Annotated in this window: 13 protein-coding genes; 12 read left to right on the plus strand and 1 reads right to left on the minus strand. The window is 47.6% G+C overall.

The features are described 5' to 3' along the window. Nucleotide 1: 1 nt before the first annotated feature. The 12 genes from AOA63_RS00775 (at nucleotide 2) to AOA63_RS00830 (ending at nucleotide 12,366) form a co-directional block, all read left to right on the plus strand. A complete protein-coding gene (locus tag AOA63_RS00775; protein ID WP_242848356.1) occupies nucleotides 2-628 on the plus strand; it encodes a precorrin-8X methylmutase in 627 nt (208 codons plus the stop codon). Next, nucleotides 625-1,887 (plus strand): precorrin-6y C5,15-methyltransferase (decarboxylating) subunit CbiE, encoded by a 1,263-nt coding sequence (cbiE, locus tag AOA63_RS00780; protein WP_053957921.1) that lies wholly within the window; start codon nucleotides 625-627, stop codon nucleotides 1,885-1,887. Before AOA63_RS00775 ends, cbiE begins: the two co-directional genes overlap by 4 nt. Before the next feature lie 156 nt (nucleotides 1,888-2,043). After that, nucleotides 2,044-2,796 (plus strand): precorrin-2 C(20)-methyltransferase, encoded by a 753-nt coding sequence (cobI, locus tag AOA63_RS00785; protein WP_139061416.1) that lies wholly within the window; start codon nucleotides 2,044-2,046, stop codon nucleotides 2,794-2,796. Further along, the gene (cobM, locus tag AOA63_RS00790) at nucleotides 2,793-3,599 is read left to right on the plus strand and encodes a precorrin-4 C(11)-methyltransferase (protein WP_053957923.1); all 807 of its coding nucleotides are present in this window, start codon (nucleotides 2,793-2,795) and stop codon (nucleotides 3,597-3,599) included. The genes cobI and cobM overlap by 4 nt, the downstream gene beginning before the upstream one ends. Next, complete coding sequence (locus AOA63_RS00795) at nucleotides 3,596-4,693, plus strand: cobalt-precorrin 5A hydrolase (RefSeq protein ID WP_053957924.1); 1,098 nt, start codon at nucleotides 3,596-3,598, stop codon at nucleotides 4,691-4,693. Before cobM ends, AOA63_RS00795 begins: the two co-directional genes overlap by 4 nt. A gap of 44 nt (nucleotides 4,694-4,737) precedes the next feature. Then, entirely contained in the window at nucleotides 4,738-5,601 is an 864-nt protein-coding gene (locus AOA63_RS00800) for a sirohydrochlorin chelatase (RefSeq protein ID WP_053957925.1), read from the plus strand. Nucleotides 5,602-5,614: 13 nt separating this feature from the next. Then, on the plus strand, nucleotides 5,615-7,189 hold the full coding sequence (gene cobJ / locus AOA63_RS19490) for a precorrin-3B C(17)-methyltransferase (protein WP_171822553.1): 1,575 nt from the start codon (nucleotides 5,615-5,617) through the stop codon (nucleotides 7,187-7,189). Nucleotides 7,190-7,304: 115 nt separating this feature from the next. Continuing rightward, complete coding sequence (cbiD, locus tag AOA63_RS00810; RefSeq protein ID WP_053957926.1) at nucleotides 7,305-8,444, plus strand: cobalt-precorrin-5B (C(1))-methyltransferase CbiD; 1,140 nt, start codon at nucleotides 7,305-7,307, stop codon at nucleotides 8,442-8,444. A 105-nt stretch (nucleotides 8,445-8,549) separates the two neighbouring features. Next, the gene (locus AOA63_RS00815; RefSeq protein WP_053957927.1) at nucleotides 8,550-9,767 is read left to right on the plus strand and encodes a CpaF family protein; all 1,218 of its coding nucleotides are present in this window, start codon (nucleotides 8,550-8,552) and stop codon (nucleotides 9,765-9,767) included. Continuing rightward, entirely contained in the window at nucleotides 9,760-10,467 is a 708-nt protein-coding gene (locus AOA63_RS00820) for a type II secretion system F family protein (RefSeq protein ID WP_053957928.1), read from the plus strand. Before AOA63_RS00815 ends, AOA63_RS00820 begins: the two co-directional genes overlap by 8 nt. Next, nucleotides 10,464-11,126, plus strand: a complete 663-nt coding sequence (locus AOA63_RS00825) for a hypothetical protein (protein WP_053957929.1) — start codon at nucleotides 10,464-10,466, stop codon at nucleotides 11,124-11,126. The genes AOA63_RS00820 and AOA63_RS00825 overlap by 4 nt, the downstream gene beginning before the upstream one ends. A 271-nt stretch (nucleotides 11,127-11,397) precedes the next feature. Further along, entirely contained in the window at nucleotides 11,398-12,366 is a 969-nt protein-coding gene (locus AOA63_RS00830; RefSeq protein WP_171822554.1) for a methyltransferase, read from the plus strand. Here AOA63_RS00830 and AOA63_RS00835 read toward each other — a convergent pair. Continuing rightward, the gene (locus AOA63_RS00835; RefSeq protein ID WP_053957931.1) at nucleotides 12,263-13,423 is read right to left on the minus strand and encodes a hypothetical protein; all 1,161 of its coding nucleotides are present in this window, start codon (nucleotides 13,421-13,423) and stop codon (nucleotides 12,263-12,265) included. The two genes, AOA63_RS00830 and AOA63_RS00835, sit on opposite strands and share 104 nt — an antisense overlap. Nucleotides 13,424-13,427 lie beyond the last annotated feature (4 nt).

Raw genomic sequence — 13,427 nt, forward strand, 5'->3', positions numbered from 1 at the left:
CATGACACCTCAACAAATCTATGAGCAGTCTTTCCGGCAAATTCGTCAGGGATTAACTACCTTAAACTGCTCGGATGAAGAACGTCATATCATTGAGCGGGTTATTCATGCGACAGCAGATTGGGAATATCGGGATACGATGCAATTTCACCCCCAGGCTTTAAATGCAGGGATCGAGGCGATAACGCGCAATATACCGATTATTACTGATGTCCATATGGTACAGGTAGGCTTTAATCGGACGATGATGACGAGTTTGGGGCTGAAGAGCTTTTGTTATGTGGATCATACCCATGCAGATACTATGGCACAAAAATTTGGGATTACACGCTCAGCATGGGGTATTCGACACGCATTTGATGTGCACGGTAATGCGGCCATCGTGGTCATTGCCAACGCTCCCACCGCATTATTAGAAACTTTGCGGCTGATTGACGAAAAGGGGTGGACCCCTCATCTGGTTATCGGCGTTCCGGTGGGATTTGTCATGGCCAAGGAATCTAAAGAGCTATTGGCACAGCAGCAGAAAATTCCCTTTGTGACCAATTTGTCGCTGAAAGGAGGAAGTCCCGTGGGGGCTGCAATTGTCAACGCCTTCATGACACTGGTGGACAAGAAGGGCCTATGATAGCCAATCCGATTTATATTTTGGGCCTGCCACCCCAAGGTTTAGATCAATTGGATGAAAATGGACAGCGTCTTATACAAACAGCTGATATTGTTTATGGCAGTCGTTTTATATTGCGACACGTTCCGGGTGACGCTGAAAAGTATGCCATCACAGCGCCTCTTGAACAAATGGCCACGCATTTGAAGACACATTATGATCAAAAACGTGTCGTGCTGGCGACGGGAGACCCAAATTTTTTTGGCATTGCAGAGTTTTTATACCGGTCTTTGGGTGCTGAACAGCTGGTCGTGATTCCCCATGTCTCCTCCATCCAACGCGCTTTTGCCAAAATAAAAATGTCATGGCACGATGCATTTTTTGGAAGCGTTCATGGACGCCCATTAGAACCGGTGATTGGTTGGATCGTCCGCTATCCCAAAGTGGTAGTGCTGACTGATCCCGACCATCACGCCGGGAAAATCGCTCAAACTCTCGTCGCGGCCGATTTGCCTTGGGTGTCTATGTATGTTTGTGAAAACCTCGATAGGGATAATGAACACATTAGCGTGGGGACTGCTGAGGACTTTCAAAATCAACGTCTAGGAGAATATGCGGTCGTGATTTTGATTAATAACCGTGCCGGATTTCAGCCTTTTGGCATGGAGGATGATACATTTCAACATCGGCCCGAGCAACCCGGTATGATTACCAAAAAGCCAGTTAGGGCAATCAGTATTGCCCAACTTGGATTACATCAGCACAGTATTCTGTGGGATATCGGTGCGGGAACCGGATCGGTGGCGATCGATTCCAGCCGTATTGTTGGTGTCACCGGAAAAGTTTTTGCTATTGAAGGAAACGCTCGCGATTATCAGATTTTATGCGAAAATATCCGGAGCCATCAGGCGGCCGTTACGCCCATTTATGGGGAAGCACCTGAGATTCTTGATCCTCTCCCTGATCCCGATGCGGTATTTGTGGGTGGATCAGGAGGACGGCTCACCGACATTATTGAAACGGTCAGCCAGCGGTTAAAGCCCGGGGGCGTGATGGTCTTGAATGTCGTGCGTTTTGATCATCTATCTCTAATATCACAGCTGTTTCCGCAGGGATATTCATGGAACGTGCGCATGGTGCAAACGGCCTTGCTGGATGATAAGATGACAATTCCACGATTTCTTCCCGATAATCCGGTCTTTGTTGTTTCGGCAAAAAAACCTGTTCAGCCACTTCCTGCTAATAGTATGGCGAACGAAAGAAGCATGCAAGCTGAGTAGCTTAGAATTTTACGCGTGATGGGGATATCCAGTGAGAGAATACGGAATCCGGCCAGCGCGGACAAAATGGACCGCTCGACCGGACAATCCTGTTATGGCAATAGAACACGCGGAAAAGTAAGATGATGAAATTATGCCTTCAGAACTATAGAAAGGTTGAAAAGTGTAATGAAATTATGTGGCACCCTATACGGATTAGGAGCCGGTGCTGGCAATCGCGAATGGTTGACGTTGGAAGCAGATAGGATTTTGCGAGAGGCTCCCATTATTGCCCTGCCTTACGGTGCAGATGGTCATCCTGGCCGCGCTGAACAGATTATTGCACCTTATTTAGGTCCGGAGAAAACATTATTGCGATTACAATTTCCCATGACCCGTAATCCTGAATTATTGCATCAGGCGTGGGAAGATGCGGCTGACGAAACCCTGTCGTACTTGCGAAAACCGGTGGATGTCGTGTTTGTGACTGAAGGGGATCCGTCCCTCTATTCCACCTTTTCCTATCTCGCGGAGGCTGTTGAAACCAAATGTCCTGAGATCAAGATCCGTGTAGTGCCTGGCATTTCATCAATTCTTGCCGGTCCAGCCCGGTGGGGACATGCGCTGACAAAGTCTCATCAGTCCCTTGCTATTATTCCAGCTTCCCATAATCTCGAGAAAGTTGCCAAAGCGCTTGATCTGTGTGACACCGTCGTGATTTTGAAGGTAGCGCAGGTATTTGATGAGATTTATAATTTATTGGCGTCACGCCAGTTGTTGACCAATACCGTTTATTTATCTCATATTGGGTTGAATGATGAAGAAATGATCGCGGATATTACCATGTTAAAAGAAAGGCCCTTACCCTATATGTCACTTCTCATCGTATCGTCCAACGGTCAAAAACCTACGAAGGCAGGGAACCCATGAAAGAGATTAAAGCGGGAATGGTTTACATCATCGGGGCAGGTCCTGGAGATCCGGAGTTGTTAACCGTTCGAGGAATGCACATTCTTCAACAGGCCGATACGGTCATTTACGCAGATTCGCTTATTGACACGCAAATTCTTTCGTATTGTCGCGCATCGACTCACATTGTGACCAGTAGTGATCACCATTTGGATGAAATCATCGCGGTGATGGTGCAAGCTGTCCAGCAAAATCATGTTGTGGCCCGCTTACATTCGGGAGATCCCGCCGTTTATGGCGCGATTGCCGAACAAATGCGGGCATTAGCGAACTATCACATTCCCTTTGAAATCATTCCTGGGGTAAGTTCGGTGTTCGCCGCAGCAAGCACTTTGAAAAAAGAATTAACCATACCCGGAAAATCACAGACGCTAATATTGACACGGGTCGAGGGGCGAGCCAGTGAACTGCCTCAAGGCGCGTCCTTATCTCATTTGGCTCGTTTTCCGGCAACCTTGGCGATTTTCTTAAGTGCAGCACTAGCGGGGAAGGTAACGCGTGAGCTCCTTGATGCGGGATTTAAAGAGTCTGATCCTCTAGTTGTGGCGTATAAAGTCACATGGCCTGACGAGAAGATTATTTGGAGCACGGTGAAAACATTATCAGAAGATTTGCGTCATCACCGCATTCATCGGCATGCCTTGATTTTGGCGGGTCCAGCGATTGAAGAGTATGCTCAGGATATTCGTTCACGTTTGTATGATCCCGCCTTTTCTCATTTATTTCGACAACCCCAGGAGGATAAACGAGGAACGACGACATGAGGAAAGAAACATGGGCAGCGGTATTGATTTCGCGAGCGGGATTACGGCTTATCGAGCGTTTGCGTCCCCATAAAGTGTTCGATCTTTGGGTTCCGGATCGCCTCAGTGATGCGGTCCTTCGCTCAATTGGCCCCACCTACACCTATAACGGGCCGCTAAAAGACGTTGTAAGAGAGAAATTTCATGCCTATGACCACTGGATATTTGTGATGTCCCTGGGAGCTGTCGTCCGGCTCATCGCTCCTATTCTTCGCGATAAGTATTCCGATCCGAGTGTGACCGTCCTAGATGATGCAGGACAATATGCGATTTGTCTTTTGTCTTGCCATGTCCGGGGCGGAAACCAAGCGACTTATGACGTGGCTAAGATATTACAGGCCATTCCAGTCATGACAACCGGATCCGAGAGTTTAGGAGTGCCGGCCTTAGATATGATTGGAAAGGAATGGGAATGGTCCCTTGACTCTTCCGCCATGATCCCCGTTATGTCGCGTATGATGTTGGATAACGAACCGATAGGTGTGATTCAAGAAAGCGGGCCCATGCACTGGAATTATCGTGATTATTTTGCCTCCCGGATCTACCATAGTTGGACAGCCGTTCCCCAAAGCGTCATGGATGAAATGAAAGGGTGGATATGGATTACCCATCGTCAAGTTTCTCCGCCTCATGCCACGTTGAACAAACCGATTCTCATTTATCATCCTAAGGTCTTGACAGTAGGTATAGGTTTTAGCCGTAATACCCCACTAGAGGATTTTGAACAGCTCCTGGTCCAAATATTTAGGGAACATCATCTCGCCGTGGACAGTGTGGCGCAGGTGGCAACCATTGATATTAAGCAAGGAGATTTGACCTTTAAGATATTTGCCACGTCGCATGGTTGGCCCATTGTATATTATTCGGCAGCGGAATTAAATGCGATTGTTTTCGATCAGGCCACGCACAATCCCCATGTTTTTCGTGCCACCGGTGCCATGGCGGTGGCTGAGCCGGCCGCCATTTTAGGGGCACAAGGAGGGAATTTAATTGTGCGAAAGGTCAAGTCAGACCGGGTGACAATGGCTGTTGGCCTGGTGCGCGCATTTGGCTAAGGCCTATTGCCCGATATTTCAAAAGGAGAAAAGAGGAATGGATAATGAGTGAAGCAACCGACGCAATATTGCTGATAGGGCATGGCAGTCGAGATGAAGAAGGCTCCCGACAATTTGATGAAATGGTAAAACAGGTGGAGGACGTGTTAAAGCCGTCTTTGACAATTCCCGTGTACCGGGCATTTTTGGAATTTGCCCGGCCCAGCATTGACGAGACCATTCACGAGCTGGTCACAAACGGCATCAGAAATCTGGCGGCCATACCGGTGATGTTACTAGATGCCGGACACAAAATGCAGGATATTCCCCATGAATTAGCGCATGCGGCGGAGACTTATCCTGATCTTCATATTCGGTATGGCGATCATTTGGGATTTCACCCCGATATTATGACGGTAATCTTAAAGCGTTTAGCGTCTTTTGCGGCGGAGCCCTATACAGGGATTCTATTTGTCGGCCGAGGAAGTTCCGATCCCGTAGCGAATGCGCATTTTTATCAAATGTCCCGCATGCTTTGGGAACGCACGGAATATGCCCTGGTAGAAAATGCATTTATTGGAATTACCTTTCCTTCTTTGCCTCAAGGACTTCAACGGATTTACCAATTAGGCGCGCGCAAGATTATTGTTGTTCCCTATTTTTTGTTTACGGGCGCCTTATTTAAAAAAATTGAACGCGTTTCATACGAGTTTGCTGCACAACATCCAGATGTGATGGTGTCCGTGACCCAATATTTTGGTCTGGAAGAAGAAATTATTCAGGTTGTTGCCCAAAGAGTGCACGAAGTGCTTCGGGGAGAACATACCGCTTACAATGTTGAATGGATGCGTGATTTGGCCGGGCACCGTTATCCTAGTTCTCATCATCATCTTCATGACCATCACCATGGACATGCTCATCATCATTAGGAGGACAAGAAAAATGACAGGAACCCTTTATATTGTTGGCATGGGGCCTGGTGATCTTCAGTTAATGACACCGATCGCGACACGAATTTTAGGGCAAGTTCATGTCGTGATTGGTTATCATGGTTACTTACAGCTATTGAAGTCGGTTTTGGATCCACAGCGTCAAATCATTGTCGCAAGAGAGCTGTCACAAGAAGTTGACCGTGCAGCCATCGCTGTGCAATATGCCGTAGATGGATATGATGTTGCGGTGGTGTCAAGTGGCGACGCGGGGATCTACGGGATGGCCGGTGTTATTTTTGAGTATTTAAGCCAACGTGATCCAATAAACCCGCCTCCCATCGAAATGATCCCAGGAATTTCTGCCGTGCAGGCGGCTGCAGCTCGTGTGGGTGCACCCCTTATGCATGATTTTGCGGTATTAAGTTTGAGTGATTTAATGACGCCGTGGAACACAATTAGACAGCGCCTTGAGCATGCAGCCCAGGGGGATTTTGTGATGGCTTTATATAATCCCAGGAGTGCTAAGCGTCAGCATCAGATTGAAGAAGCCAGAGATATCTTTCTTCGCTACCGTAGTCCTAAAACGCCCGCAGCTATTGTCCGAAACGTTTCTCGGGCTGATGAATCGGTGGTTTTGACAGATTTGGAACATCTATTGACACATCCTATTGACATGTTTAGCCTTGTCCTCATTGGGAATTCGCAAACTTTCGTGTGGCAGGAGCGTCTCATTACGCCACGGGGCTACTACTCCTCACCGGATCTTCGGGTTTTGATACTGGGCGGCACGATTGAGGGTCGACAAGTTGCCGAACGCCTTGCCGCTCGCCGGATACCCGTGACGCTGTCCTATCAGAATGCTCCGAGCTCCCATCATTGGCCCATTGGCGTCGATGTGCATTACGGCAGCTTTGATTATCACAGCTTAGTTGAATTTATCCAGCAACACCGTGTGAACTATATTGTCGATGCGGCTCATCCTGATGCACAGATCATTCATCAACTTGCTAAGACAGTTAGTGAGACACTGCATGTTGATTATGTGAGATATGTCCGAACCTCATCACTTCCTGAGCATTCGTTGATTTCATTCGTAAAAAGCCATGAGGACGCAGCCAAGATTGCAGCGACGATGTCTGGGACCGTTTTATTAATGGTTGGGAGCAAATTTCTTGATGTGTATGCGCAGTTCCTCTTGCCAAGACCCCAAGTGAATCCCGTGATCCGGATTTTGCCAAAATCATCATCTATTCACAAGGCGGAAACGCTAGGTTTCGCACCGCAGCAAATCATCGCCATGGTTGGTCCTTTTTCGCAGTCTGTGAATGGGGCATTATATGATCAATTCCATCCTCAGCTAGTCGTTACCAAGGCGGGAAGTTATGATTTATCTGACAAAGTGCAGCCAGCATTAGACCGGGGAATTCCCGTAGTGGTCGTTCGCCGGGCACTTGAATTAGGCGAGTCTGAAGAGGTGGGGGAAGACCGGGTCTATTCATTAGATGCGTTGGAGCAGCGCATTTTGAGCAAAATGCTCGTGCAGCCTCCTCATACTCCTATCCCGACCGAAACTAAGAAAAGTTGACACGAATTAAAGGGGCGTGTAAATTCTTTTTCTCCTGTATAGTAACATGAGGGTGGTGTATAGGCCGTTCAGATCTTTTTGAGTTTGTATCGGACGGAACAGGAGGTAAAGCCTAGTGGACGACTTATATCTCGGGGCGATTTATGAGGACGTTGATGTCGATGGCGTTAAAAAGCGTCTAAGGCAGGGCTTTACCACTGGCACATGTGCTGCAGCGGCAACACAAGGAGCTTTATGGTTGCTTGCAGGACACGTCCTTCCTCCGGATTTGACTATCACGTTGCCTATTGGCAAAAGAGCGCATCTCCCGGTGTATTCTGCATCGGTTCATGGAGAGCGTGCGTATTGCACGATTCAAAAAGATGGCGGAGATGATCCAGACGTTACACATGGGGCATTAATCACGGTGACAGTGCAAGGAAATTCCCTTCCTGGCATTGTTGTGGAGGGAGGTGAGGGGGTAGGACGTGTGACCAAACCGGGATTGGGTTTACGTCTTGGGTCTCCTGCGATTAACCGTATCCCACAAAAAATGATTTTGCATGAAGCCCAGCAGATGATGGAAACGGTATTCGATAAATCATGGTTTTCGTCATACGCCGGTCTTAAGATTTCGGTCGCAGTAGAAAATGGCGAAGACATTGCTAAAAATACATGCAATCCGCGCTTGGGCATTTTAGGTGGGATTTCCATTTTGGGCACAACCGGTTTGGTTCGGCCGTATTCATTGTCTTCGTGGAAAGCGTCCGTGGTGTTAGCGACCAAAGTGGCCTGCGAGAATCACGATCAAGTAGTTTTAGTTCCCGGAACCCGTTCGAAACAGTGGGCTGAGCAATATTTTACATCTTTTGCCCCTGAGTCTATCGTGGAGATAGGCCGCTTTCTGGGACATGCTTTACATGTTATTAATATCCGACCGAAGGTGGCACGCGTCATTTTTGCGGCCATGCCCGGGAAATTAACTAAAGTCGCGCTAGGCGCAATGGATCTTCATGCCTATGAATCTTCCGTGGACATAACGTGGTTACTGAACTTAGCGCAAGACAGCGGAGTGAAGCCTTCGGTTATGGAAGACATTAAGCAGTTAACCACGGCGGGAGGCATAGTCAATCGCGCACGCGATTATCCTCATTTTCTTAAGAAATTGACACTTTGCGCCCGGAATCAAATTCTCACAAAGGTGCGCGATGGTGTTGTCGTCGATGTGTATCTACTGGATGGTGACGGACATATTTTATCTTCCAGCGTCTCATAATCTCCCTTAAGTTCCCTGTCCCATGTGTCTTAGTCTGACAGGATATATGGAATAAACCTTCGTTATGCTGAATGCTGAAAACACATGACGGAGGAGTGTAAAGGCATGAACCAGTACTCATGGAAACCTACAGATGCGAGCCGGTCATCATCGACAGTCTGGGAAACGCATGCTCAGGAAGAAGCCACCTCAATGGGAGTGCGTGTAGACCGCTGGCAGCAAGCCATACAATCCCGGTATCCGGAATTGCTGAGACATTTGGTCTGGGACCGCGAACGGCTGAGGAAATTGGAAGATGCCATTAATCAGGTGATTGCCGAAGAGGGATTGGACATTGCGTCCATGACCCTGTATCGCCGTTCACTGCTAAATCGGCTTACAGGATTAGGCCCCTTGGATACATTGTTAACTGACGATCGGGTGACCGAAATTATGGTCAATGGACCGGAAGAGATTTTTTGTGAACGTGCGGGGCATATTGAACAGGTCGACCAAAAATTTCTCAGTCAAGAAGATATTACGCTTTTGGCCCAACGCTTAGCGAGTCGTGCGGGCCGGGTATTGAACACGGAATCTCCAGTGTGTGATGCGCAATTGGTGGATGGATCCCGAATTCACTGTGTGCTTCCTCCTATATCGGAACAAGTAGCCATAACTATTCGCCGAGCGCGTCATAAACCTTTAACGTTAGATGATTATTTGTTAGGGGGAACATTAACTGCAGAAATATGGGAGGAACTGGCGACCTTTATTCGGGAACGCCGCAACATTGTGGTGGCGGGAGGGGCTGGTTCTGGAAAAACATCGTTGTTACGCCTTCTCACGTCTGTCGTGGATGATAGGGAACGCTTAATTACTATTGAAGACGTGCGGGAACTGAACCTCCGCCATGCCAATACGGTAAGTTTGGAAGCGCACCGAAATTATTCCATTCATGATTTGATGATTAACGCATTGCGTATGCGTCCTGACCGCATTATTGTAGGAGAAGTACGCGGTGAGGAAGCCATGGAACTCATTGAAGCGATGTCAACAGGACATCCCGGGAGCTTGTCTACTGTGCACAGTCAGTCGGGTGGCGTGGCTACGATTTTTCGCCTAGCTCGCATGTGTTCAAGACGTCAATTAGGTATCCCGTTTGATCAGTTAGTGCAGCAGATTCGAGAAACTTTAGACGTGATCATTTATGTTCGCCGTTACCCGGATGGTGTTCGCCGTGTGGAATCCATTCAACAACCGCTTCAAGATACTATGAATATTATTTGGCAATATCAACAAGGACCGCAACCCGGATTCGTTAAGGTAGGGGCATTTGATGCATAGTTCTATTCTATTGAGTGCCGGGTTGTTGGGTCTTAGTATCACAGGCTTTTTATCCTCCTATCGACCGGTTTTGCTATCCATAGGTAGTCTTATATCCTTAATACTTCCCAATCATATTGTGGCAGTATCCACCTTGTTAATGCTTTGGGGATTAGATACATTTTGGACAAGTCGTCTCAGCCGTCGGCGACAAGAATTGAATGAACAGGAAACTGAACTGTTCTTGCGACGTCTCAACCGCATGTTAAAAGCGCGGGGAAGTTTGGCCTATGCTTTAGATGACCTGGGACGGGCGGATTCGCGAATTCATCTATATGCGGAGCCGGATCGTGTGCTCGACGAATTGTCATTACAGTGGTCGACCGATGCAATACGGGTTGTGGCGAGTTCTGCTAAATGGGCCGATCGTTATGGAGGATCCTTAGAGAACATTGTAGAACATGTGATAAAACACATGGCGCTCACGCGACGGTGGCGTTTTCAACGACGGTTGGAAGAAATGACGTTAGAATCAACAGTTGTCATCCTCACGCTGGCTCCTTATGCCGTTCTTCTCTTATTGAAAATTGCTATTCCGACATTTTATGAAGTATTCATCGCGACGGGATTAGGACATGTCATGCTGATCTTATCCGGGCTCATTAGTTTTTTGGTGTTACACATTTTTGCTTGGCATATTCGCAACGAGGTGCGACAATGACCGCGATGATTTCGGCTTTATTCTTAGGAATTGTGACCATGGTGTGGTATTCGCGCACATTGCGGTGGACATCACTGATATGGGTGGCTGTCGGTTTGTTTGTCCCATGGTTATGGCACCCGACTATCGCTGGTGCGATGTTACTCACGGTGATAAGCCTATTAGGTGTCTTGGGCGGACGGAAGGCACCTCTAAGCCGGAAAATGATACGCCAAAAGCGTTGGAACCTTGTCCGATTCTGGCGGACTACGGCGTTTTTCTTAACGGCAGGAATGACTTTTTGGCAAGCGGTTGACCAAGCTGTGTTAGCGGTTCCAGAAGTGGCTTTCGATATTCGTTACTTGGCGAAATTGATTGGAGCACAGCGATCGGATTCATCTGCTCTTCTGACGTTTCGGACCCAATATCCGGGACCGGAAGGAGATTTGGTAGCTACGATGATGGCCTACGGTTATCAAAATGGTATTCAAGCTGAAGATGCGATTTCTCAAGCATGGGATATGGAAGAACAACTCGCATTGGAAGAAGCCCTACAAAAGCAATCAGATCCCTTATGGTTGACGCTTTTGCCCGCGCTATTGCTTCTCAATGTGCTGATGATGTTTGTTGGTCCGATGATTTTAATGGCTATAAAAAATTGGTCAGTCTTAGCTCATTAAGATCATTCAAAGTCCATATACCCGTTGATGGGGACGGCTTCTCGGAAGTCAAAATTGAAAAACACTGGGAAAATTCCAACCTTAAGAGACAACAAGAGACAACAAGAGACAACAAGAGACAACAAGAGCAAACATCCGTGAATGTCATGAACTCTTTCATAGAGACTTCATGGTCTTCTCATTTCACTCGTCATGGTGGTGACCGTGCACGTTTTACCGGTACCAACGTATGTGTAAAGAACACGTCGAGGAATCGGTCTTGGAAAGGGGAATGACATTGATAGCGGAATGGGCATTAATGGAACAAGAATTTTACATTGATGCGGTCTTGTATGCCGCGGTTGCATCCGGACTCTACCAGGCTTTACAGGATGGTGCCAGATACGAGGATTTAGACAGACTGCAGGGCCATCTCACAATCTCTTGGCAATCCTTGTTTTCAATTCTCAACAATTTAGGCTATGTCCGGAAATTGGCAGATAAATGGTATTGGGTCGGCACATCAGGGCATGCACGCCGGATCCATCGTATGGATACGATGAGACGATGGCTTAACTTGGCGAGTCATGATTCACATCCGGCAATCACATCGTGTATTCAATCCTCAGAAAATGACCGTTTGCGAGAGTCGAGCTGGCCAATCAATATGTATGTTTTGAAGTATGTGCCGATATCCAATCCCATGAGGTGGATGGACGTTGGCGGCGGCAGTGGGACATTAGCAGAGACTTTAGCCAATTCCGGGGTCGAAGTGACGATGGCCGATACGCCTGATACCATTGCGCGCGTTGCCAAGCACTTAAAACATCCCCATATTACCTTATGGGCCGGAGATATTGTCCAGTCTTTGCCGAATGGCACATTTGATGTCATTAGTCTGATTCGGTTGATTGAAAATTTTTCGGTTGAAACAACCTTAACGCTTTTGAAGCGGTTAAGGCACGCTAGCCATAAATCCACCCGGATGGTGTTGGTGACCACCGACGCTGATTTAGATCTCTGGGCCCAGTTATTTAGCATTGAAGTACAGATGACGACTCATCACGGACGATTATATTCTTTGCGTCTATTGAAAATCCTGGCTACTAAAGCATGTTGGCGCATTAAACAAGTTCATCAGGTTGATTCATTCCGTATTACGATTTTGGAGCCTGTTCCTGTGCCCAATCTGTCCCGTAGAAGACGTGCCATATCAGCGCGCTCAAAAATCCTATCCACCAAAGTCCCGCAATTACTGTAAGAAAGATATTCAGCGCTTGGCGGTTTAAAGCCCAAAGAATCAAGGTATAGCCGCTGAGACCGATGATGCGAGAAATCGCGGTAAAGCGGCTCCGGTAAAAATCGGGCCAATGGGCAGATTTAAATGTGTCCTCTCCGAGATAACTCAAAGACGTTCCCGCGCTTAATGTGATGATGACAAACCAAAAGAGCCCACCCTTCGGATAAGGGTGAAGACGTAGGACGGTAGCAGACACAGCAGATAATAGATAGGCATAGACGAGAAACCGGTTTACGGGCCATTTGGCCACTACCGGTGCGCTTAGGCCAATCACCACCGCAGTACCTGTACTGATTAGGAGGAAGACAGGAAAAATGTGCGGGAAAAAGACCGTGCCAAAAGCATACGTCAATAATGAAAAGCCTGACGTGTTGGTGAGAGAAAACGCGGATGACACCAGCAAACGAGGGAAAAATTTGACCCATTGTGCATAGGTAATGCTTTGACCTCGGTGACGCTTCCACGCGGCGGACTCAACGAGTTGTGATCTCACGATCCAAGAGAGTACGGACAACAAAAGTGGCACAATGGCCACCGCATTTTGACGGAAAGACGCCGGTAATTTGGGCGCAATCCAGGTATAAATAGCTAGCACAAATCCCCCCAAATTGACGAAATTGAGCTCCGTGTATAGTGCCTGGACGCGTAAGCCGGGCGTGATTAATTCTTGGGCGTAAGTTAACAGCGTATTACTTTCTATTCCCCCAGCAATTAAGAGGAGGGAAGATCCGATTAAAAGGCCGATGATATGGGGACGCCATAAAATTAGTAAAGATCCGCTGAAATACAGCACAGGTGTTCCCATTAATAATTTTAAGCGGCCCAGATAGTCGGCTAACACGCCTCCTAGGCCAATACCCAATGCGAGAAGAAGTGGGCCCCAAGCTAAAAGAAGGACGGTGTGGCTTTTAAGCCACACCGCTTGAGAGGCGGCCACACCGTAAATATACGAATTGAGAAAAAGACCAAGGGATAATGCCCAAAACGGCGTCGACTGCCAAAGTTTTGACTGTGTCATGCCG

It is taken from the genome of Sulfobacillus thermosulfidooxidans (genome assembly GCF_001280565.1).
In the GTDB taxonomy this organism is placed as follows: Bacteria; Bacillota; Sulfobacillia; order Sulfobacillales; family Sulfobacillaceae; genus Sulfobacillus; species Sulfobacillus thermosulfidooxidans_A.